The following is a 23,352-nucleotide window of genomic DNA, read 5'->3' as shown; positions in this document are numbered from 1 at the left end:
TCCTTCAGCCTGGTTAATCTAATGGCATACAAACATAACTAGCGTACCTGTGCGGTAGTATGCTGCAGGTTAGTCTCTGCACAATCTTCGATCTCATGCGAATGACGCACATGGAAATGGATCTTACCATTCGTTAGGGCCGCTTCCGCGCCCAGATAACTCTCCATTCGATCCATATCGTGAGACACCATCAGGAACGTCATCCGATGATGTTCATGCATGTGGGTAATCAGTTCAAAGAAACTGGCTTGTGACTCTGCATCGATCCCTACTGTAGGTTCATCCAGAATCAAAAGATCCGGGTGATTAATTAGCGCACGAGCCAAAAAGACACGTTGTTGCTGACCGCCGGACAGTTGTCCAATACGTTTATGCGCTATATCCTCAATCCGCATCACCTGCATCGCATCAACGCACTGTTGTTGGCCTTGACGGGAGATACGGCGGAACATGTTCTTGTTGTTATACAAGCCAGACATGACAACTTCACGAACAGTCGCCGGGAACAGCGGATTAAACGCATTTTTTTGGGGCACGTACCCGATCCGGTTCCAGTCCTTGAATCTGCGAATCGACTGTCCAAACAGCTTGATATCTCCTTGTGCAGGAGGCAGCAGTCCTACCAGCATGCGAAGCAACGTTGTTTTTCCCGCTCCGTTCGAACCGATAATCCCTACAAAATCCCGCTGCTGAACCATAAAATTGAGATTTTGTATCACACGCTGATCCCCATAGGAAAAAGACAGATTCTCAATCTCGATAATCGGATCATGACATAATGGCATGATTTGCTGCATGGCAAAGCCGCCCTTCATAATAAATAAAAAACTGTAAATATGCTGCTGAACATTCCAAAAGTCTTCGCCGATGGGACAGCAAAGACTTCTGGATGTTTAACCTTCATTCTTCTTATTTTAATGCGATCAGCAGATTTTGCAAATTTTTCTCCATCAGGGTGAAATAATCATCTTTGTTGTTAACCTGTTCTTGGGTTAGGCCTTCCACCGGGTTCAACACCATGGTTTCAACTCCTGCTTCGCTCGCAAGCGTTTTAGCTAATTTGTCCGATACAAGCTCTTCAAAGAAAATGTACTTGATCCCCTCATCTTTCACCAGTTTAGCAAGCTTCACAATATCTTGCCCTGTTGGCTCAGCATCTGGGGAGAGCCCCATGATGGCATGTTGCTTCAAACCATAATCACGTGCAAGATAACCAAACGCTTGATGTGACACTACAATTTCCTTATTTGGTACAGACGCCAATTCATTGGTAAACCGCTGGTCAAGTGCTTCAAGTTTTGTACGAAGTTCTTCGTAACGTTTCTCATAACCTGCCTTGTGCGCAGAGTCCACTTCCGTCAGACTATTCTTAATATTTTCCGCCATAATTAATGCAGATTTGGGACTGACCCATGTATGAGGATCGATATGATGGTCAGCTACCTGTTCCTCGTTGCCACTCTCGTCTGCATGGTCATCCGCATGTTGGTCCTCATGTTCTTCTCCATGTCCGTGACCGTCATCGCCTTCTGCCGATAAAAGCTTGACACCTTCGCTAACCGCAACGGATTTCACTTTGCTATCACTGTTCAGCGATTTCAGAAAGTTCGGCACCCATCCTTCCAGACCTGCGCCATTGTATAGGAAAAGCTGTGCTTTGGACGTGTTCACGATGTCTTGACTCTTCGGTGTCCAGTCATGCGGTTCTACCCCTGTAGGCAGCAGGTTAATGACATTGGCATCCTCTCCGCCAATCGCCGCAGTAAATGCATATACCGGGTAAAATGTCGTCACTACATTCACTTTGCCTTCAACAATCTTGGCTGTATTCTCGCTGTTCTGTCCACAAGCGGACAATACCAGCAAACTGAGTATCAGCAAACCGCTCGAAAGCAGCCTCATTGTGCTCCGTTTACTGCGTTTGTTGGATCGATCCAATCGAACTTGTCTCTTCGTTTTAAATAATGTCATGTATAATTCACTCCGCATCACTTAATCGTAAATATTACTAAAAGAATTATAGGTAACATCCCTTTGCTTGTCAAGGTCATGCCCTATACATTCTTTCCCGAAGTTCGGAGTTCATAACAATATATGCTTGTTCTCCTGCCAACAGATCATTTTTTCGGCATAAAAAAAGCGGTCCGAATCACTTCGGACCACTCTCGGTTCCAACTTGTGACAATCTCTGTAAGATTGATCACCCTAGTTGCGTTATCTTGCTCTTGGGAGCTGTTATTTCACTTGCGCGCCGTTAGGCATGCTATCCGGCACGGTAGCCAGGGTTAACTGATCCCCATGGGAAGCTGCCAGGATCATACCTTGAGACAGTTCCCCACGCAGTTTTACTGGTTTGAGGTTGGTCACACAGATGACCTTACGTCCAACCATCTCCTCCGGCGAATAAAACTTCGCAATACCAGATACAACCTGACGTTGCTCATAGCCAAGATCCAGTTGCAGTTTGAGCAACTTATCTGCCTTTTTAACTGGCTCACAAGCGATAACTTGTGCCACACGCAGCTCAACTTTGGCAAAATCATCAATACCGATCTCTTCCTTGCCTTCAGGTGCAGTTACCGGTTCTACTGCGGCCGAAGCTTCCGATCCTGCTTCTGGCTGATTCGCATCAGGCTGTGCAGCCTTTTGCCCACCTGTCATCGCTTCGGAGATATAAGCAATCTCCTGTTCCGCATCCAGACGCGGGAAGATCGGCTCACCTTTGCGCAATGCGTTACCCGCAGGTACGATTCCCCATTGTTTCGCTGAATCCCAAGCCGTCAGTTCGCCTTCTTGGATGCCCAGCTGTTCCCAAATTTTGCGCGGCGCACGAGTCAGGAACGGCTGCAACAGAATGGAAGCAATTCGCAAGCTTTCGATCAGATGAGACATCACAGATGCCAGCTCCTCACGTTTCGCTTCATCACGCGCCAGAGCCCACGGTTGAGTCTCGTCAATATATTTGTTACTGCGGCTAACAAATTGACTTATAGCCGTAAGCGCTACAGAGAACTGCAAGTTCTCCATCGCCTGCTCCACTTTTTCCACCGTTGCATGTCCAGCCTCTTCCAGCGAAGCATCAAACTCGGTTACATTGGAAGCAAAAGCAGGAGCTTTGCCTTCAAAGTACTTATCAACCATCGCTACAGTACGGTTCAGCAGGTTGCCCAAATCGTTCGCAAGATCGGAGTTCACACGCTCTACGAAACTTTCCGGTGTAAACGTTCCATCCGAACCAAACGGTACTTCACGTAGCAAATAGTAACGAAGGGAATCCAGACCGTAGCGATCGATCAGGGTTACCGGATCCACTACATTGCCTTTCGATTTGGACATTTTGCCATCTTTCATGAGTAACCAGCCATGTGCAAATACTTTTTTCGGTAAAGGCAGATCCATCGCCATGAGCATGATTGGCCAGTAAATCGTATGGAAACGAACGATCTCTTTCCCCACCAGATGAACATCTGCAGGCCAGAACTTGTTATACAATGAAGCATCCGAAGAACCATAGCCCAGTGCTGTAATGTAGTTGGATAACGCGTCAATCCATACGTAAACGACGTGTTTCGGATCGCCTTTAACTTTGACACCCCACTCAAAAGTTGTACGCGATACAGCCAAATCCTCAAGACCCGGCTTGATGAAGTTGTTGATCATCTCGTTTTTGCGGGATTCCGGTTGGATGAAACCAGGATTCTCTTCATAATATTTCAACAAACGATCCGCGTATTTACTCATACGGAAGAAGTATGATTCTTCTTTGACGAGTTCAACCGGATGGCCGCTATCCGGACTTTTGGCCGAGATAATCTCACCTTGTTCATTTTTTTCTACATCCACCAGTTGTGTCTCTGTGTAATAAGTTTCATCCGGAATGCTATACCAGCCTTCGTACTCACCCTTATAGATATCACCCTGCTTTAGCAAACGGTCAAAGATATCCTGCACAACCGTTTTGTGACGCTCCTCGGTTGTGCGAATGAAGTCATCATTGGAGATGTCCAGCTTGTTCCACAGTTCCTTAATGCCTACGACAATCTCATCGATAAAAGCCTGTGGAGACAATCCTTTCTCCTGAGCCTTGCGCTCAATCTTCTGGCCATGCTCATCGGTACCTGTCAGATAACGCACCTCGTATCCACGCAAACGTTTGTAACGAGACATTGCATCACCTGCTACCGTTGTGTACGCATGCCCGATATGTAGCTTGTCGCTTGGATAATAAATCGGTGTTGTCAAATAAAATGTTTTTTGATCCGTCATGAATGACTTCTCCTCCTTCAATTGTTCTCCTGAATACATGCAATTTTTCGAACGGTTACCTGTTCCTGATCTGAAAATGAACACAAAAAAACTCCCGCCCTGTATGGGACGAGAGTATCTCTCACGTGTTACCACCCAAATTCCCCGCATTTTTCACAAAACACAGGCTCTTCCGGTCCTTCGACCGCCCATTAACGCTGGATCACGCCTCAAGCTTACGACAATAGCGATAATTCACTGATTGCACGCTCGAAAGAGGTTCCTCCGGGACCATTTTCCATCCTCCTCCCAGACCGGTTCTCAGCTTCTCCGGCTCTCTGCACTGGGGGTGTGTCTGTACTTATCCCTTCAATGGAAAATCATATACAAAAAATATACTGAAATGCTGACCTTGTTGTCAAGTACACCGACGATCAGAGCGAGTTTCCCGTTTACAATTACATAGTCTTTAACACTTAGATCAGTCAGAAAATGAAAATCAGGTTTTTCTTCACGTTACGGTTCAGATATCACTACATTTTTCTCCACCTTAGGCGGAACCAGATCTACACCGCCTGGATGAAACGGATGACATTTGGCAATCCGTTTCGCCGTTAGAAGCGAGCCTTTAAGTGCACCATGTACTTCTATTGCCTCCATCGCATATGCCGAACAGGTAGGATAGAACCGACATGTCGGCGGTTTTAACGGAGAGATATAATTGCGGTACACCCGGATCGGAGCTTGCACGATTCTACGCGAAAGTTTCATCTTCAGTTTTTCCCGTGGCTGTGCACATGCTGGTGTGCAGATGTCTTCTTGGCTGGAGCATGTTCGGCACAATCCTTACAGTAACCAAACACTTCAAACTTGTGATCCACGACCTGAAACTGCTCTGGCGCATCAGCGAGCTGCATCGGGCAAAAAACGATGGGATATGTCTTCTGACACTTCAAACAGATCATGTGATGATGATGGTGGCCCTCGCTGCAATGCGCTCTGAATTTCACACCATCTTCAAAGATAACCTGCTCCAGCACACCCAGTTCCTGCATTACACGCAAGTTCCGATACACCGTGTCAAAGCTTAATCCGGTGTAAGTCTTGCCCATATATTCGTAGACGTCCTTGGGTGTAAGATACCCTGGAGACTCGGCAAATAACCGTGCAAGTGTCTTGCGTTGGTCCGTTATACGAAGTCCCTGTGAGGACATGGTTGTTATAATCTGTTCTGTCGACAGCATGATTTAGAGCACCTCCTGTCATACAAACCTTTTGCATTTCTCATCATGCGACATTCTTTTGGCAAAAGCTAATGCTTCTGCTCTTTATATATACTACTAATAATGCATGAAATGGAGATCAGAGTCAACGAGGCATAGAGTCCATTGGCATTTTACGGAATCCTAATAAACAAAGGACCCCATGAACATGGAGTCCTTTGTTGACGATTCAAAAGATGGATCGTACAGGTGACTTTTGGGGTGAACGGGTATATAAGATATAAGCTTTCACTCCAGACCTTGCGTTGTAACTCAAAAAAATTATTTTTCAGCCGGAAGCGGTGTAAATAGAATGTTTACCGGCAAGTTGCTACCTGGTGCAGCAGAGAAAACAATGGTTACACTCTCACCGTAAGAACCTGTGCGATACAGCACATTCTGTTCATTCGGCGCACTTAAAGATTGGCTGTTATTCGATAACTGTACCAACTGTCCGTTCACAAGTGCTGAACCATAATACTTGCCTCCACGAGGATTGAACGAAATCAGTGTACGCGGAGCAACATTGTTCAGGGTGATTTTGTACAGCACACCGAAGTTACCCGCGTTAGAAGCGCTTGTGAAAGCCATCGGATCTGTGCCGTCGAGATTCGGATCACTTGCATTATCTCCTAATGGGAGACGGGAAGGCTTCGTGCCAACTTCCTGATCATACGTGATGATCCGTGTAGCATTTGGATAAGTCCCGCGGTTATGAACCCCGTCGCGATCCAGAACTGGCAATGAGGACAGTACAGCCATCGGATCTTTGTTCTCTTCAATCATGACAATGTTGTAGTCAAGCGTATAGTCACTGAAAGTATCCGAATAAAGGGAGATAACCTGTCCTTCTTTCATTGAAATGTTGTTCAGTTCTGTCAGAATCAGCTTACTTTCTCCTGGCTGGATGTATACTTTCTTCTGATCTGCTCCGGTTTGCATGGATTTGAACCATTTATCAATGGACAACTTACCTGCAACGGTAGCAAATGGCGTTGGTCCTGCAAAGCCCATATTCTGCTGCTCGAATACAGCAGTGTATGGATTATTATTGGTGGCAATCACATACATTTTCACTCTTTTGCCGGTATTGTTGACATGGTGAATCATGAAACGCGTCTGTCCAAAGGAGGATTCCTTGTAGACGATGCCTTCCTGATTAACGGTCTCAGGGCTGTTACTGCGAATAAGCAGGCTTGGCTCATCCGTGTACGTAAATGGTACTTTCTCTGTAGCAGGTACTTCCCCACCGTTAAATGTAAATTTGTCACCTACCGGTGTGAACAACTTATTAAAATCAGACTGACTGTAAAGCGTCTCGCCTGTAATATTAATTACTTTAGTATACGTGTCGCTCAGGCCATGTTTATCTGTAACAGTGAGGGAGACGGTTTTCGGTCCCGGAATGAAAAATGCAAGTGCATTGTTGCTCCAATCTCTTTTTTCGATCGCATCTTCATCATCTGTACTTTGGTCGAGGTAGGAGATCTTTTCACCCATTTTGTATTCTTCCTTGTCCGTTGTAAACATGGCTACTGGTGGAAGATTAGGGCGATCTACCTTGATGGTAAGCGTATACGGGTTACTCCACTGACCGCTGGCATCTTGAACGGTGTAGGTTACTGTGTACAGCCCTGGCTGATCAAAGGAATCTTGGCGTCCAGTCCAGCGCTCATCCACAATGGGAAGGCCGTTCGGCGAGCTGTTTTTGGTCGTGTAATTCACTTGATCCCCTGCAAAAATTTCCTTTTGAACGGTAAAGCTGGCTACTGGCTTGGTATTAAGCTTCAACACAACCGTCTTCGCAGGCTGATTAACGGTATATGTGATATTCAGCGCTTGTGTGATGGAAGTCAGTGGAATCATGAAGGTGTTTTTTTCTTGATAAGCTGCACCTTTCATCATTCTGGATTCACCGTTAACGGTGTACATTTTGCTGTTTGTTTTGAAACGAAGTTCGTCCGTACCACTTTGAATGATCGTCTCTTTGGTTGTATTATCATATTTCACGTTATAACCTACACGATCCACCAGAGCCCGAATCGCTACGTAGGATACTCCATTTTTCACGGCCATAGGCTGTCCGGCCACATAGGTTTTTCCATCCTGAACCATCTTGTTGCTGTTCATATAAAGCGTCAGGTCTCCGCCAGATCTTACAGTTGTAGACGTTCCACCTGTCGTTGGCTGTTGCACTACCGCAGGTGTTGGAGTAGTTGTCTCCCCACCTGACCCTTGCTCCCCATTTGCTCCTGTTTCAGGATTAACGGGTGCCGCTTCTGTTCCAGAAGGAGATGTTGTTCCCGGATTGGTCTCTATTGTGCTTTCATTGTTTGCGGGTGGTGTGTTGTTGGATGGATTGTTAGCAGCATCAGTCGTTGCTCCTGTTTTGACTTCGGACTCAGCGATCGGCTGTTCTTTCTTCACAACCTCAACGGATTTTACTTTTGCGGTATTCACTGGCGTAGTTTCGCTTGATTCTGCTGCTTGTGCATTCGTAGGAATCATTGCAAACGCTTGAAAAACAGCTAAAGCGGTAAGTATGGACAACTTCTTCTTCAAATTCATTCTTTGTCTTTGGCTCCTTCTGCTCCCATTTTATTAGTATCCCCTCTAAAAGTCATATGATTAGACGCTCAAAAACGGGAAAAGTTGCTAAAAATAATGAATAAGAATTGTAAACTCTTAATAGAAGTAAAAAACTATGAAAATAGTTATCTGTTAATATGAACAAGCTTTGCTGAAAACGAATAAGTATAGAAAGCGTCATCTTTTGTAATTCATTATGTTTTAGCAGCGTCACTTTCGAAAAAAATCAAAAAAACAGCCCTTACGACACAAGGTTCGTAAAGACTGCTTGATAAATAAGTGCTTATTTCCCTGAACAAGCCATGCCTGCTGTTTCCGCACGCCCCTGCTCAATCAGGCGATATGCCCGTTCAACTTCTTCTTCAGTTGGTGAAGGCACACCATCCAGCGGATAAACTTTCCCTAGTGCCTCCCATTTGTAGATCCCCATTTGATGATAAGGAAGAATTTCGAACTTCTCAACCCCGTTTAACGTCCCAATGAAACGTCCAAGATTCAACAAGTCCTCCTCCTGATCATGAATGCCAGGTACATACACATGTCTGATCCACATTTTGCGACCATTTTCCGACAACCACTTTGCCGTCTTTAACGTACGTTCATTGGATTTCCCCGTCAGCTTGATATGTTTCTCGTCATCAATATGTTTCAGGTCCAGCAATACAAGGTCTGTGTTATCGAGCAGCTCATGAATGCGATCCGGTTCATTAAATCCGTTGCTATCCAGTGTAGTATGAAGACCCCAGCGACGCTTTACTTCCTTGAACACCTCAGCGACAAAATGCGCTTGCAGTGTGGGTTCACCACCAGATATAGTAAGACCGCCGCCAGAGCTGCGGTAGTAGGACAGGTACGGCTGAATCTCAGCCAGTACCTCCTCCAGTGTCATCTCTTTCCCACCATCCAGTGCCCAAGTGTCAGGGTTATGGCAATACTGACATTTGAGCAGGCATCCTTGCATAAAAAGCACGAAGCGGATGCCTGGGCCGTCAACCGTCCCGAAAGTTTCGAGTGAATGAATATGTCCGTTAACCATGCTGCCTCTTCCTTTCTTTTCGCATCCGCTATGCGCTGATTTTTATTTGAAGCCAGATACCTGTCTCGATTACTGCAAAAGTGACTTACATCGAGCCGTGGAATGTACGGTTAATAACATCCAGCTGCTGCTCACGTGTCAATTTAATGAAGTTAACCGCGTAACCCGACACCCGTACCGTCAATTGCGGATATTGTTCCGGGTGATCCATCGCATCAATCAACTGCTTACGATCAAATACGTTTACGTTCAAGTGATGTGCGTTTTGACCGAAATATCCATCCATCATCGCTGTCAGATTGGATTTGCGTGTAGCATCTTCTTTACCCAGTGCTTTAGGCACGATGGAGAAGGTGTTGGAAATACCGTCAAGGCTGTGTTCATACGGCAGTTTCGCTACAGAACCGAGGGATGCCAGTGCACCTTTTTTGTCCCGTCCATGCATTGGGTTGGCTCCTGGTGCAAATGGTTCGCCTGCTTTACGTCCATCTGGTGTTGTTCCTGTTTTCTTACCGTACACGACATTGGAAGTGATGGTCAGTACCGATTGTGTTGGCATAGCGTTACGATAGGCTTTGTGTTTGCGAATCATACTCATGAAGCTTTCCACCAGCTCTACAGCAATGCTGTCTACACTGTCATCGTTGTTGCCGTAACAAGGGAATTCACCTTCGATTTCAAAGTCAACGGCAATGCCTTGTTCGTTGCGAATCGGTTTTACTTTGGCATATTTGATTGCACTGAGTGAGTCAGCTGCGACCGACAGTCCCGCAATACCGCAAGCCATCGTACGCAGAATGTCACGATCATGAAGCGCCATTTCGATCCGCTCGTAGCTGTATTTATCATGCATGTAGTGGATTACATTAAGAGTATTCATGTACAGTTTAGCCAGCCACTCCATCATTGGTTTGAATCGTTTCATGACTTCGTTGTAATCCAGCACTTCACTTGTAATGGCAGGATACTCTGGACCAACCTGTGCTCCCGATTTCTCGTCACGTCCACCGTTGATTGCATAGAGCAATGCTTTTGCCAAGTTGGCACGTGCGCCGAAGAACTGCATTTGTTTACCGATCTTCATTGCAGATACACAGCAGGCAATACCATAGTCATCGCCGTAAATCGGACGCATCAGATCATCGTTCTCATACTGGATGGAGCTGGTTTCAATCGATACTTTACTGCAATAATCTTTAAAGGCTTCAGGCAGCTTCGTGGACCACAGTACAGTCAAGTTTGGTTCCGGTGCAGGTCCCAAGTTGTGCAGTGTGTGAAGGAAACGGAAGCTGTTTTTGGTTACGCGTGTTTCACCGTTAACGGACATTCCTCCGATGGATTCAGTTACCCACGTTGGGTCACCACTGAACAATTCGTTGTAATCCGGCGTACGCAGGAATTTGACAATCCGTAGTTTCATAACAAAGTGGTCAACCAGTTCTTGAGCCTGTTCTTCTGTCAGGATGCCTTCTTGCAAATCACGCTCAATGTAAATATCCAGGAATGAAGACACACGTCCAAGGGACATCGCAGCACCGTTCTGTTCTTTGATTGCTGCAAGGTAGCCGAAGTACAACCATTGGAATGCTTCTTTGGCCGTTGTTGCTGGCAATGAAATATCGAAACCGTGCATCTCACCCAGTTGTTTTAATTCTTGCAGTGCCCGAATCTGCTCGGACAACTCTTCGCGCAGACGAATGACATCTTCATCAATCACGTCTACTTCCAGTGCATTGAGTTCACCCTTTTTGTTGCGAATCAGGAAGTCTACCCCATACAGAGCAACCCGGCGATAGTCACCGATGATCCGCCCACGACCGTAAGCATCCGGCAGACCTGTGATAATACCTGCTTTACGTGCTGCACGCATATCGGAAGTGTAAGCATCGAATACACCTTGGTTATGCGTCTTACGAATGTTTGTAAATATATCAATGACACCTTGAGGCATTTCGAAACCATATGCTTCACAAGCATCAATCATCATGCGAATTCCGCCGAATGGTTGAATGGAACGTTTGAATGGAGCGTCTGTTTGTACCCCGACAATCTGCTCTTTGCTTTGATCCAAATAACCCGGTTGATGGGAAGTAATGGTCGCTGGCGTATTCACATCAACGTCAAGCACGCCACCGTTATCCCGTTCTTTTTTGGTCAGATCAGATACAATATCCCATAATTCTTTGGTATTTTGGGTTGCATCTGCAAGGAAAGCCTCGTCGCCATAGTACGGGGAAAGGTTATGTTCCAGAAAATCATTCACATTAACCGTCTTGGTCCATGTTCCTTTGGTAAAGTTTCTCCAGCCTGTTTGTTGTTTGACATCTTTTTCGATCACCGACATCGTAATCCCTCCGCTATTTTGGATTTCTGGACACATTATATTGTTGCAATAGACGTATCATCGTGTGTCCAAAGCCGCGATTTATGTGAATTGTTTCACATGATCCGGAACACGTTCTCTCTACTCGGGGACCGGAACCGCGGAATGAATGTTTTTCTTATATTTTCAGTATACGTTGAGCGAGTCACACCATCTGTGATTTTTGTCACAAACTTTGGATGTTGTCTTATTGCACGATACGAGGGTTGTTCACACTTGACCACTCCGCGGGCAGAACAACTTCAAATCGCCGTTATCCCCGGATTTTTTCGATTCACTTTTCCAAAGTGAAAATCCGGTGATAAATGCGAACGCTCCGCTTCTTCCGTCTGTCCTGCCCGCTCCGTTATCGTGTGAACCTCTATTGCGCAAACAGCCACCGTCCCCTTTGTTCCTACCGTTTTGGGGAACCATTGCTGCGCTACGCCCGGAGCAACCAAGGGCTTGAGATAGGTTCCTGAAAAACGGACGCTTCGCTTCTCCGTTTTTCTGCCCACTCTGCTGAGTACACTGCACTTTAAAGTTTGTACTGTCTCGGCAGGCTTGTTACTCCGTTACACTTGAAGTGGACAAGTGCTGAAAAGAGGTTCCTGAAAAACGGGCGCTTCGCCTCTCCGTTTTTCTGCCCGTTACTCACTTCCTCTCTTTCTCACCTCCTTTCCTCACGCTGTTCTTTCCTTCGGCTATGCAACTATACGGCAATCGGGGCTCCCCAATGTGGGGAACCCCTGAATCTATTGCCTCAACCTGATATGGTTTATTTATTATTTATGCTGCTTGTTATTCAAACTTGCCGTAGAAAGCGTTGCGGTACACATCGGCCAGCTCTGTTACCAGCGGTAGTTTTGGATTCGCTGTTGTACATTGGTCTTCGAAGGCACGGTCTGCCAAGTAGTCTACACGTGATTCGAAATCTTTCGCGTCAAATCCGATTTCCTGGAATGATTCTTCGATGCCCAGTTTTTTGTTGAGATCCCGAATGGCTTTGATTAAGCTATTCACGCCTTCTTCCGTTGTACGTGCTGGTAATCCGAGAATGCGAGCAATTTCGGCGTACCGCTCATCCGCTACAAAGTGCGAATATTTCGGGAACGATGCAAATTTCGTCGGTTTTTTCGCGTTGTAACGAATGACGTGTGGCAACAGAATGGCATTGGTGCGTCCATGTGCAGTATGGTACTGACCGCCCCATTTGTGCGCCAAGCTATGGTTAATGCCCAGGAATGCGTTGGCAAAGGCCATCCCGGCAATCGTAGAAGCATTATGCATTTTCTCACGTGCCAGTTTATCGCCTTGCAGTGACGATTGCTCCAGGTATTGGAACACCAGTTGGATCGCTTTAATTGCCAGACCATCGGTGTAGTCGTTCGCCATGACGGATACATATGCTTCAATTGCGTGAGTCAATACGTCCATACCGGTATCCGCTACTGCCGTTTTTGGTAAACTGTATACAAACTCGGGGTCAACAATGGCTACGTCTGGTGTCAATTCATAGTCAGCCAGTGGATATTTCGTATTGCCATGCTCTTTATCCGTAATTACCGCAAACGATGTGACTTCAGAACCTGTACCGGATGTTGTCGGGATGGCTACGAATTTCGCTTTGACCCCAAGTTTTGGATATTTGTAGATCCGTTTACGAATATCCATGAATTTTTGTTTCAAGTTGTTAAAATCGGTGTCTGGATATTCATAGAACAACCACATCGCTTTGGCAGCATCCATTGGTGATCCGCCGCCGAGTGCGATAATACAGTCTGGCTGGAAGCGTTCCATCATCGCTTTACCTCGGTCTACTGTTGTTGTTGATGGATCTGGCTCAACTTCAGAGAATACTTCAATAGCCACAGGTGTTTGACGTTGACGCAGATAATGCTCTACTTTTTCCACATATCCGAGTTTGACCATCACCGCGTCTGTAATAATCGCTACACGAGTAATACCCGGCATTTTGGCAAGGTATTGTGTTGCGCCTTTTTCGAAGTAGACTTTGTTCGGCACTTTGAACCATTGCATATTCACGGTACGGCGAGCCACCCTTTTCACATTGATTAGGTTCACAGCAGTTACGTTGGAAGATGTTGAGTTACGTCCGTACGATCCACAACCCAGAGTCAATGACGGCATGTTGGTATTATAGATATCCCCGATAGCGCCATGTGTGGATGGGGAGTTCACGATAATCCGTCCCGTTTGCAAGCGATCCGCAAATTGGTTGATCACTTCCTCATTGTTCGAGTGAATAACGGAGGAGTGACCCATTCCGCCAAAACCAACCACTTCTGCTGCACGCTCGATACCATCTTTTGCAGATTTTACTTTGTAACAAGCCAGTACCGGGCTCAGTTTCTCAGCGGATAATGGGAATTTTGTACCGACGCCTTCAATCTCGGCTACCAAAATTTTAGTGCCTGCTGGTACTTCGATGCCGCACATTTTGGCAATATTTACAGCGGACTGACCTACGATGGATGGATTAACCGCACATTTCTCTGCGTTGATTGCACCTGCAGTCAATTTGACGGCTTCCTCTTTGTTTACAAAGTAACAACCGTTTGTGATCATTTTCTTTTTCACTTGGTCGAAGATCGGTTCTTCAATAATGACCGCTTGTTCGGACGCACAGATCATACCGTTGTCAAAAGACTTCGACAGAATCAAATCCGTTACCGCCTGGTTGATATCTGCACTTTTCTCGATAAAGCAAGGCACGTTACCTGGTCCTACGCCCAGTGCCGGTTTACCGCAGCTGTACGCTGCACGTACCATTGCGGATCCGCCCGTCGCCAGGATGAGAGCAACATCATTGTGATTCATCAGTGCGTTGGTACGATCCATGGACGGATCATCAATCCATTGGATACAGTCGGCTGGAGCACCTTGTTTCACAGCAGCTTCGAGCAGAATTTTGGCGGCCTCGCGGCTACAGTTCTGAGCGGATGGGTGGAAACCGAAAATAATCGGGTTCCGTGTTTTGATCGCAATCAGTGCTTTAAACATCGTTGTTGATGTCGGGTTGGTTACAGGTGTGATCCCCATGATAATCCCAACCGGTTCCGCAATTTTCTGGAAGCTGTCGTACTCATTGTCTTCAATAACGCCTACTGTTTTTTCGTATTTAATGCTGTTATAAACATACTCTGTCGCGAATATATTTTTAATAATTTTATCTTCATATACACCGCGTCCTGTTTCTTCCACGGCCATTTTGGCGAGCATCATATGTTTATCCAGTCCCGCAAGTGCCATAGCCTGCACAATCCGGTCAATCTGCTCCTGATCCATGGACATGAATGCTGCATGTGCTTTGTTCGCTTTATCAATTAACGTTTGAATATACTGACCTGCTGTCGGTTCTTTTGTTGGGGCGACTTCATTCTTTACAGCCATCTCCCTCATCCTCCTAAAGGTTCGTATTGGTTTTGGTTTGTCTCTCTTCTTTACATGCACATCGTACCATGAGAAAAAGATATATTATGTGATTTTTTTCACAAAGTATGCCAAATTTTAGTTTAAGTTTTTAACATCCCCCAATAGTAGCTTTTCACTTTCTATTATAAATAGTAGACCAACAGCCTCATCTTTCCCCTCAAAAAGTGAATTTAATCACAATGTTTGAAATTTCGCCATTTTTAAAGGCTTTCCATGCCCCTCAAACGGTAAGATTAGGTATATACTGAACTTAAAAATTGAACCACCGCAATTTGTACCGTACCTCCACACGGCCGAGATGCCCACATCAGGATGGCACAGTTTGCGGCGAACCTCGGGGGCATTATTTCGGATAACTATTGGCTTACCGGGGAGACAAAGGGGAGATCAACGTATGGGAGAACTAACAAACGTACTGGAAAAACGCGGGAACACCAACTGTTTCTCGGAAGTGAATTTTAATCATCTGCTCGTTACGATGAAAGACCGTACTTACCCGGAAGGAACGCATCTGTACTGGGAAGGTGATGTCTCTGACAAACTTTATTATATGAAACGGGGACGTGCCCAGATTACCAAATCAACCGATGAGGGCAAGGAACTGATCATGTACATGTACCAAACGGGAGATATGATTGGGCAGGCTGATCCGTTCTTCGGCTCCAGACACAGCTTCTCGGCGGAAGTTCTGGAGGACAGCGAGATTGGCGTGCTCGAACACAAGGATCTGGAAATGCTGATCTGTCAGCATTGTGACTTTGCCATTGACTTCATGAAGTGGATGGGCATTCATCATCGTCTGACGCAAACCAAGTTCCGGGATTTGATGCTGTACGGCAAACCAGGGGCACTCTGTTCTACCCTGATTCGGCTGTCTAATTCCTATGGAGAGCCCCATGGAGATCATGTGATTATTCATAAAAAAATTACTCACACGGACTTGTCCAATATGATTGGAGCTACCCGGGAAAGTGTAAACCGTATGCTTAGCGATCTTCGAAAAAAGGATGCCATCGAATATGACAACGGCATGATTGTCATCAAAGACTTAAAAATGCTGCAAGGCATCTGTCACTGCGAACTTTGCCCGAATGAAATCTGCCGCATCTGAGATCAAAGCACTTCCAGACTGTATTCAGATCGTGCACGCAACCTGCACATCTGACTTAAAAAGAGATCTGTACACGAAAAAAAAGCCCAAATGTACTGAATCAACATTGGGCTTTTTGTACTTTATTTTATATGATCAAGATGCGTTAATTAGCTCAAGCTTCACTGCATCACGAGGACTTAATTTCATATCCAATCCGTTCTCCATTAACTCCTTCTCATTCACCTTGATCACCCAACGTTCGTTCATGCGGGGCATTACGTTCTCGACTGCAACAACAAATTTGTTGTTCTCCGACAACCGCACAACCCCGCTGGATTTCAATACGTCACGAACAGTACACTCCTGCACATAAATACCAGCATATTGCCGATTTAAATTCGGTTTGATGCTGCCGCCACTCACCTTAAGCAGGGTTGTCTGATATGCGACACCTTCTCCCCCGCTGTCAGCAGCTTTGACGTATATAATAACCTCATCTTTGGCATGAAGCTCGGTGCCCCAATTTTCCGGTTTAATATCCTTGCCATTTAACTTCACTGCCCAGGTCAGTGATGAATCAAGAGAAACCTCACCCACCGACTGTATCCGTTTGCCATCTGCCGTTAAATCAACCAGCCCGCTGTTTAGCAAAGCTTTCCTGAGCGTTAATCCTTCACTGAAATCTCGTTTGATGGACTTCGTAGCATCGGGTAAAAAGGTGCTGCCATCAATGGCAACGGTAATCGTATTGGCTGAATCTTTCTCTGAGACAACCGGTTGTTCAGAAGGCTGTATCTCTCTGGTACACCCCGTCAAAATGACAAGAATTAATAGACATAGACCTATGTAACCGGGAATTTTCTTCATCATGTAGGTAACACCACCCTGCGTAAAATCATTCACCCTGTTGTCCATACCCTTTATTATGGCACATTCTTCGATAAAAAACAGTGTCAAAGCCGTTACTTTTACCCATTTCCCTGCTTCGGCACCTACGATCAAAAAAAGGAGAGCCTGCAAGCGAGCCCTCCTGTTCAATCCTTAGTCACCCTTTTGTCTAAACCTTTATTGAACAAAAGCTTGCATATAGGTACGGCCTCCGTCGCCGTCCTTCACATACGGATTGAGTCCAAACGTTTGGGTGTCTGATACAAAAACACCAGTAAGCAAACGACCTTCGAGCAATGCACCGTCTACCTGTACACAGCAGGATGGAGCATCCACGTATTCCTGATATAACGGAATGTGACCGTATGGCTGATGGATCTTGAACAGTTTGCCCTGCTCATGTAGTGGCCGATCCGAAAAATACGTTGGTACAATATACCGTGCGATAACATCCAGTTCATCCGCTGTATAGAATGGCTCATCACCAAGCCAAGGTGCGAACATACGGATTTTTTCATATTGTGACCAGACGACAGCTTGAATGAGCATCTCGATCTGAACCAATTGACCGTTGCCTGCCTTCAGACAAATGCGGTCGTTGTACGTTTGTTGTTTTACATGCGATACACGATCTGGTAACCGCAGCTCACAGCCGATACATTTCCAGCCACTCGGCGCTTGAATCCACTTCTGCAGCACTGCCGGAGACGATCCTGAGCCAGCGCTGTTCAACAAAAAATCTTCTAGTTGAAGCGGCTGATCACTACCCGAATGTGAATCTGCCGAACGTTTGAACAGTTCCGCCGTTTTCTGATAGATCAGATGTACCTGAATGGATGCGCTCTCAAGTTCTGCAATATCTTGTTTGCCGTAGCGTATTTCACGGGATAAGCTTTCTTCTCTCATGACAAGTGGCCTCCTTCGCTCCGGCCGTCTGCGGCCATTTTCTATAGATTATACTACATCTGATGACAACATGTGCACAGGAAGCAGGGAAAAGTAGCAAGGAAACCGCCCCAGAAGACAAAAAACTCCTGATTTCATAGGAAATCAAGAGTTTTTGTTATTACTGCAAGCCATATCCGCCCGGGTTTATTCCACCCAATGCTCCGCCCAGTCTTGAATCTGATTCATAACAGGCTGCAAGGCTTTGCCCTTCTCGGTGAGCTCATATTCGATTCGCACCGGCGTTTCCGGGTAAACATGACGCACCAGAATGCCTTCACTCTCCAGGTCTTTCATCCGTTCAGATAACATTTTGTCACTCATGGACGGTATCAGATTGGAGATGTCTTTGAATCGCTTGGAACCACTCATCAACGTTTGAATAATCAAACCGTTCCAACGTTTGCCCAAAAAAGAAAACGCCGTCTCAAAGCGCGGACACATCCGGATATCTTGATCTTCCACTTTCATCACCTCTTTTTAGAGATCACTCTACTTACGTTTTGTTAGTATATTTCATAATAACACATTTGAGCTTCAAAGAAAATGCCTGCCGCAAAAAACTTCGAATTATAGATGCAAGAGTTGCAACTAAGCGTTATATATTCAGTATACAACACGTCATGGCAGGTAACCACACGAAATATCGTGAACAACTAATATCATTATATTACCCAAAAAGAACCCTTCTACCACAGTCAGACGACCTGGAGAAGGGTTCCCGATATTACTTTATTACGAATTGTCCATGAGCGAAGCTAAAGCTGCTGCCGTTTAGACCAGCACGCCACCAATTGGTCTTAAAGGTTCGCTCTTGCCATATTGCGGCTTCGAGCTACGGGCAGGGTAGGCCCATTTTACAGCGTTGCTGATTACTTTCAAAATTTCCGGCTTGTAATAAGTCGGGTACGTCTCGTGGCCGGGACGGAAATAAAAGATTTTACCTTCGCCGCGACGGAATGTGCATCCACTACGGAAAACCTCGCCGCCCTGAAAATTGCTCACGAACACCAGCTCATCCGGTACAGGAATATCGAAGAATTCACCGTACATCTCTTCTTTTTCCAATACAATCTTACTGTCGATCCCTTCGGCAATCGGATGGGATGGATTGACACACCATACGATCTCTTGCTCATCGGCTACACGCCACTTGAGATCACAGCTTGTGCCCATTAGCGCCTTGAATGGCTTCGAAAAATGACCCGAATGCAACACAATCATACCCATACCGTTCAATACACGTTGCACTACCTTCTGTACAATCTCGTCGTTAACGCGATCATGTGCCATATGTCCCCACCATACAAGCACATCCGTGGAATCCAGCACTTCATCACTCAAACCGTGTTCAGGCTGATCCAGTGTAGCTGTACGAATCGCAAATCCCTCGCCGCCAAGTCCGTCAGCAAGCGCACGGTGTAGACCGTCCGGATAAACTTCCCTAACTTCATCATGTATTTTCTCATGGACAAATTCATTCCAAATGGTGACGTTAATCATAAGCAATTTCCCCCTAGTATAGCTCTAAACCCACCACATATCGCCCAGCGGTTCCTCGATCAATACTTGCTGGAGATTTTGTACGGCTTTAGAGAATCCTTCTTCAACCGACATCAGACCGTCTTCATGTTCAATACTTACAACATAATCATATCCAACCAGACGCAAGGCACTCATAATGTCTGCCCACGTTTTGTTATCATGTCCGTAACCAACCGAGCGGAACTGCCAAGCCCGATCCAGCATGTTGGTATAGTCCTGCATATCTGTTACACCGTGTTTGTTCACGTTTACCGGATCAATCGTTGTATCTTTGGCATGGAAGTGATGGATTGCATTTTCTCGACCCAAAATGTGAATCGCCTGTACCGGGTCAATGCCTTGCCACCACATGTGGCTTGGGTCAAGGTTCGCACCAATGACTTCGCCTGCAGCTTCACGCAGTCTCAGCAAGGTTGCTGGTGTATGCACGGAGAAGCCACCATGCAGCTCCAGACCTACTTTTACGTTACGATCCGCAGCAAATTTACCCCACTCGGTCCAGTAAGGAATCACTTTATTTTCCCATTGCCATTTCAAAATTTCCTGAAAATCATTCGGCCAAGGCGCAACAGGCCAGTTCGGATACTTCGCATCCTCATGGTCTCCCGGACAGCCGGAGAATGTATTAACAACAGGCACTTCCAGCTTTTCAGCCAGCTCTACCGATTTTACAAAATCATCATGGAAGCCCTTCGCAATATCTTTTTGCGGGTGCAACGGGTTACCGTGGCAGCTCAGAGCGCTGATCGTCAGACCGCGTGATTCTACTGCATTTTTGAAATTTTTGAGTGCTGTAGGATTACTTAACAATTCATCTGGTTTACAGTGAGCGTTCCCTGGATGTCCACCTGTTCCGATCTCTACTGCTTTGAGTCCCTTGGAAGCTACATAATCAAGGGCATCCTCCAATTTACGTCCACCGAATAGTACCAAAAATACGCCGAGTTTCAAGTGCAATTCCTCCCTGATTTAGATAGTGTATGATTGCTGTGTTTTGCTCTCCTATATATGTTGAACTAAATCTTTACACGGAGCACTCCGATGACAGAATAACCTTCCAATCGCTGTTATCCCCAGATTTTTTTGATTCCCTTTGTTAAAGGGAAAAATCCGGTGATAAAGGCGAGCGCTTCGCTTTTTCAGGTTTTTTCCGTCCTCTCCGTTGCTGTGTAAATAAAATGTTCAAACTATATAGTTTATCAAACCTGTCGCTGTTGCATTTTTGCTCCGTTCTCATGCTTGTTTAGTTATTGTGGAAAAACAAGCATGATTCTACCCCGAAAATTCAACGTTATCACTCATGGATCTTCAAACTCGAAACTCCATTATCCATTAATGAGATTCAACTGTTTCATTTTCGGATGGACTGGCATTGGTTGTTACAACGGTGTCATAGGTGCTCTCCAGATGAATGTGCTTGCCTTCGAGTGAAGAACGCTGAAACGCATGCATGGCCTCAAGCACATGATATGCCAGCTTACCGCTTGCTTTGTGCTCACGTCCGGCACGAATGGACTCCACCATTTCGGTTACACCAATACCTCTCTCGTTGTGCCCACTTTCAAAATCCGGCTTGACCGTCTCCCATGTATCTTGACCATAACGGCGAAGCTTCACTTCACCATTAAAGAAGTTGGGATCAGGTACACTAAGCGTACCTTCCGTACCATAGATTTCGATACGTGGCAGATCCGAAGCCCCGCGGATATCAAAGCTTGTAATCATCGTCACGATGGCACCATCTGCAAAATCAATGGTTCCGGCCAAATGGGTCGGTGTTTCTACACGAAGCGTGGTTCCCTCTTTGGCGCCTGAGCCGATCTTGCGATCCGCGATCTGAATGCCCGCAGATGCACTGATCCTGCGAATCGGACCAAGTAATGTAATCAGAGCCGTCAAATAATACGGCCCCATATCAAACATCGGCCCGCCCCCTGCTGCATAGAAAAACTCAGGGTCAGGGTGCCAGGCCTCAGGCCCTCCGCCCATGAAGAAGGACGTTGCCGCAATCGGCTTACCAATCAAGCCTTCTTCAATCGCTTTACGAGCAGTCTGGATGCCCGAGCCCAGGAACGTATCCGGCGCAGAGCCAACGTACAGTCCTTTTTCCTCGGCAAGCTCGACTACTTTTCGCCCATCTTCCAGCGAAATGGCCAGCGGCTTTTCAGCATACACATGCTTGCCTGCCTCCAAAGCAGCCAGATCAGTCATCGCGTGACTGCCAGGAACCGTCAGGTTCAGCACAAGCTCAATCTCCTCATGTTGTAACAACTCATCTACATTGTAAACGTTTGCGATATTAAATTCATCTGCCCGTTCCTGAGCACGCTCACGGATTAGGTCAGCGACCGCCACAATTTCGATATACGGATTCGTTTTGAAATTTTCCAAGTAAATTGCACTGATATTACCGCATCCAATGATGCCTGCTTTCATTTTCTCCACAATGATGTTCATCTCCTTACGCATGTAAGAGTCATGTTCAGCTGTTTAAAATGCTTGTTGTAACCATTGTTCGTTTATGTTGCTTAACACTAAGTCTATGGTATTCTGTTTGCGCTTCAATTAAAATGAATAATATGATTGAAACATGAACTATCTGGTCATAATTTTGAAATTACACAAGGAGTACACTTATGCCTACAGACTTTTCCTGCCAAGTTCTTACAGCTGGCTTTTCATTCCATCGTAAACCTTATAGTATGGTTCAACTGGACGGGGTGAAGAATTACCTGATGCGACTGCAAACGGATGGGCGGTGCCGTGCTCGTATTGATGGCTCCATGTCCATGGTGGACGCAGGTGATTTGCTTCTTTTTGACCCGGATGAGCCTTATGAACTGAGAATAGACAATGAGTACAATCCTATGGGGGAGCGGCTTGTGGAGAGTGGGGACTATCATATTTTTTTCAACGGTTCCTGGGTGGATGAGTGGTGGAAACGCCATAAACGGCCAACCCGCATCAAGGTTGAGTTGTCCGAGAGCCTGTTAACCCTGTTCAGGCAGCTGACTCTGGAGCAGCGTCGCCTGTCCAATCCTTATCCTGAGATTTCAAGTTACTACATGCGTATTCTGTGTCTTGAAGTGGATCGATTGTTATCAGAGCACCCGACCAATACAAAAACAAATTATGTGGCTCACGAAATCAAAAATTATATCGAGGAAAATGCTTCTTCACTGTTTAAACTGGACGATGTGGCAACACATCTGGGCATCAGCGTCTCGCGTGGGGTGCACCTCTTTAAAGAAACATTCGGCAAAAGCATCATGCAATATACGCTGGATGTGCGGCTTAACATGGCCAGAGAACGGATTATTTTCAGTCCGATGACCCTGGAGCAGGTCGCTGAATCCTCCGGCTTTAACAATTATACATACTTCCATCGAGTATTCCGTTCCCGGTTCGGCATGTCTCCGAAGGAATTTCGCCTGATTCACCGGGAACAGATGTAACGATGGCCTTGATGTGAGAAACGTAATCACGAATCAAATCATCATCAGTTCCATGGGTATACCGTATTGGTAATGCTACAGTATACGTCACATGAAACTATTTGCGCGCGGCGATGGCCTCGGATACGACCATGGCGAGGTCCTCGTTGCCAAACATAGACAGCACACCAAGCACCGTATCGTCCGGAATATCTCCGGCTTCTTCTTTGGATACAATCAACTTCTGCACTTGTTGCAAACGCTCATTACTATGCTGATCCGGGTACGCTTGCCGGTATATCTCTTCGGGGTCAAGTCCGTTGTTCACACACCACTGGGCAAAGACCAGAATCATCATCTCTTCTTCCTGCTTGTATGTCTCAATGACGGCTTCCTCAATCTGTTTGTTGCGTTCCTTCTGATACTCATCCATGCGGCTGCGCACTCCTTTGCCTGATTAAACTAACTTGCTTTTTTTATTTAAAATAAACCTGGGT

At 45.9% G+C, this 23,352-nt stretch carries 19 protein-coding genes; 2 read left to right on the top strand and 17 right to left on the bottom strand.

All coding sequences use genetic code 11. From position 1 onward, the window contains the following. Nucleotides 1–38: 38 nt before the first annotated feature. From ACUTVW_RS20115 to adhE, 10 genes are all read right to left on the bottom strand, one after another. On the bottom strand, nt 39–797 hold the full coding sequence (locus ACUTVW_RS20115; protein WP_445647414.1) for a metal ABC transporter ATP-binding protein: 759 nt from the start codon (nt 795–797) through the stop codon (nt 39–41). Between the two features lie 112 nt (nt 798–909). Beyond that, the gene (locus tag ACUTVW_RS20110; RefSeq protein WP_445647493.1) at nt 910–1,902 is read right to left on the bottom strand and encodes a metal ABC transporter solute-binding protein, Zn/Mn family; all 993 of its coding nucleotides are present in this window, start codon (nt 1,900–1,902) and stop codon (nt 910–912) included. A 333-nt stretch (nt 1,903–2,235) separates the two neighbouring features. Further along, the gene (metG, locus tag ACUTVW_RS20105; RefSeq protein WP_445647413.1) at nt 2,236–4,266 is read right to left on the bottom strand and encodes a methionine--tRNA ligase; all 2,031 of its coding nucleotides are present in this window, start codon (nt 4,264–4,266) and stop codon (nt 2,236–2,238) included. Nucleotides 4,267–4,761: 495 nt separating this feature from the next. After that, nucleotides 4,762–5,016 carry a membrane protein insertion efficiency factor YidD gene (gene yidD / locus ACUTVW_RS20100; protein ID WP_445647412.1) on the bottom strand — a complete coding sequence of 85 codons (255 nt, stop codon included), beginning with the start codon at nt 5,014–5,016 and terminating at the stop codon, nt 4,762–4,764. A gap of 2 nt (nt 5,017–5,018) precedes the next feature. Then, nucleotides 5,019–5,489, bottom strand: coding sequence for a Fur family transcriptional regulator (locus ACUTVW_RS20095; RefSeq protein WP_445647411.1), 471 nt, complete (start codon nt 5,487–5,489; stop codon nt 5,019–5,021). 300 nt (nt 5,490–5,789) lie between these two features. Continuing rightward, on the bottom strand, nt 5,790–8,075 hold the full coding sequence (locus ACUTVW_RS20090; protein WP_445647410.1) for a stalk domain-containing protein: 2,286 nt from the start codon (nt 8,073–8,075) through the stop codon (nt 5,790–5,792). A gap of 304 nt (nt 8,076–8,379) precedes the next feature. Then, nucleotides 8,380–9,132, bottom strand: a complete 753-nt coding sequence (gene pflA, locus ACUTVW_RS20085; RefSeq protein WP_445647409.1) for a pyruvate formate-lyase-activating protein — start codon at nt 9,130–9,132, stop codon at nt 8,380–8,382. A gap of 85 nt (nt 9,133–9,217) precedes the next feature. Then, entirely contained in the window at nt 9,218–11,476 is a 2,259-nt protein-coding gene (gene pflB / locus ACUTVW_RS20080; protein WP_445647408.1) for a formate C-acetyltransferase, read from the bottom strand. A 281-nt stretch (nt 11,477–11,757) separates the two neighbouring features. Continuing rightward, nucleotides 11,758–12,012: a hypothetical protein gene (locus tag ACUTVW_RS20075; RefSeq protein ID WP_445647407.1), complete on the bottom strand. Its 255-nt coding sequence runs from the start codon at nt 12,010–12,012 to the stop codon at nt 11,758–11,760. A gap of 283 nt (nt 12,013–12,295) precedes the next feature. Beyond that, entirely contained in the window at nt 12,296–14,908 is a 2,613-nt protein-coding gene (gene adhE / locus ACUTVW_RS20070) for a bifunctional acetaldehyde-CoA/alcohol dehydrogenase (RefSeq protein WP_445647406.1), read from the bottom strand. A 436-nt stretch (nt 14,909–15,344) separates the two neighbouring features. On the opposite strand from adhE, the gene ACUTVW_RS20065 reads away from it, so the two are divergent. Further along, nucleotides 15,345–16,061, top strand: coding sequence for a Crp/Fnr family transcriptional regulator (locus ACUTVW_RS20065; protein ID WP_445647405.1), 717 nt, complete (start codon nt 15,345–15,347; stop codon nt 16,059–16,061). A gap of 135 nt (nt 16,062–16,196) precedes the next feature. On the opposite strand, the gene ACUTVW_RS20060 is transcribed toward ACUTVW_RS20065, so the two are convergent. From ACUTVW_RS20060 to ACUTVW_RS20035, 6 genes are all read right to left on the bottom strand, one after another. Then, a complete protein-coding gene (locus tag ACUTVW_RS20060; protein WP_445647404.1) occupies nt 16,197–17,063 on the bottom strand; it encodes a hypothetical protein in 867 nt (288 codons plus the stop codon). Nucleotides 17,064–17,108: 45 nt separating this feature from the next. After that, nucleotides 17,109–17,837, bottom strand: a complete 729-nt coding sequence (locus ACUTVW_RS20055; RefSeq protein ID WP_445647403.1) for a hypothetical protein — start codon at nt 17,835–17,837, stop codon at nt 17,109–17,111. Between the two features lie 186 nt (nt 17,838–18,023). Beyond that, nucleotides 18,024–18,347, bottom strand: a complete 324-nt coding sequence (locus tag ACUTVW_RS20050; protein WP_434753270.1) for a winged helix-turn-helix transcriptional regulator — start codon at nt 18,345–18,347, stop codon at nt 18,024–18,026. Between the two features lie 303 nt (nt 18,348–18,650). Beyond that, entirely contained in the window at nt 18,651–19,379 is a 729-nt protein-coding gene (locus ACUTVW_RS20045) for a ThuA domain-containing protein (RefSeq protein WP_445647402.1), read from the bottom strand. Between the two features lie 24 nt (nt 19,380–19,403). Further along, a complete protein-coding gene (locus ACUTVW_RS20040; protein ID WP_090922589.1) occupies nt 19,404–20,372 on the bottom strand; it encodes a sugar phosphate isomerase/epimerase family protein in 969 nt (322 codons plus the stop codon). A gap of 381 nt (nt 20,373–20,753) precedes the next feature. Then, nucleotides 20,754–21,866, bottom strand: a complete 1,113-nt coding sequence (locus tag ACUTVW_RS20035) for a Gfo/Idh/MocA family protein (RefSeq protein ID WP_445647401.1) — start codon at nt 21,864–21,866, stop codon at nt 20,754–20,756. A 191-nt stretch (nt 21,867–22,057) separates the two neighbouring features. Between ACUTVW_RS20035 and ACUTVW_RS20030 the strand changes: the two genes are divergently transcribed. Further along, complete coding sequence (locus tag ACUTVW_RS20030; protein WP_445647400.1) at nt 22,058–22,876, top strand: AraC family transcriptional regulator; 819 nt, start codon at nt 22,058–22,060, stop codon at nt 22,874–22,876. A 97-nt stretch (nt 22,877–22,973) separates the two neighbouring features. On the opposite strand, the gene ACUTVW_RS20025 is transcribed toward ACUTVW_RS20030, so the two are convergent. Further along, the gene (locus ACUTVW_RS20025) at nt 22,974–23,288 is read right to left on the bottom strand and encodes a hypothetical protein (protein ID WP_445647399.1); all 315 of its coding nucleotides are present in this window, start codon (nt 23,286–23,288) and stop codon (nt 22,974–22,976) included. Nucleotides 23,289–23,352: the final 64 nt, after the last annotated feature.

The organism is Paenibacillus sp. TSA_86.1 (assembly GCF_052691815.1).
The sequence above is the reverse complement of the archived record's forward strand: the minus strand, read 5'-3'. Positions and strand labels throughout refer to the sequence as shown.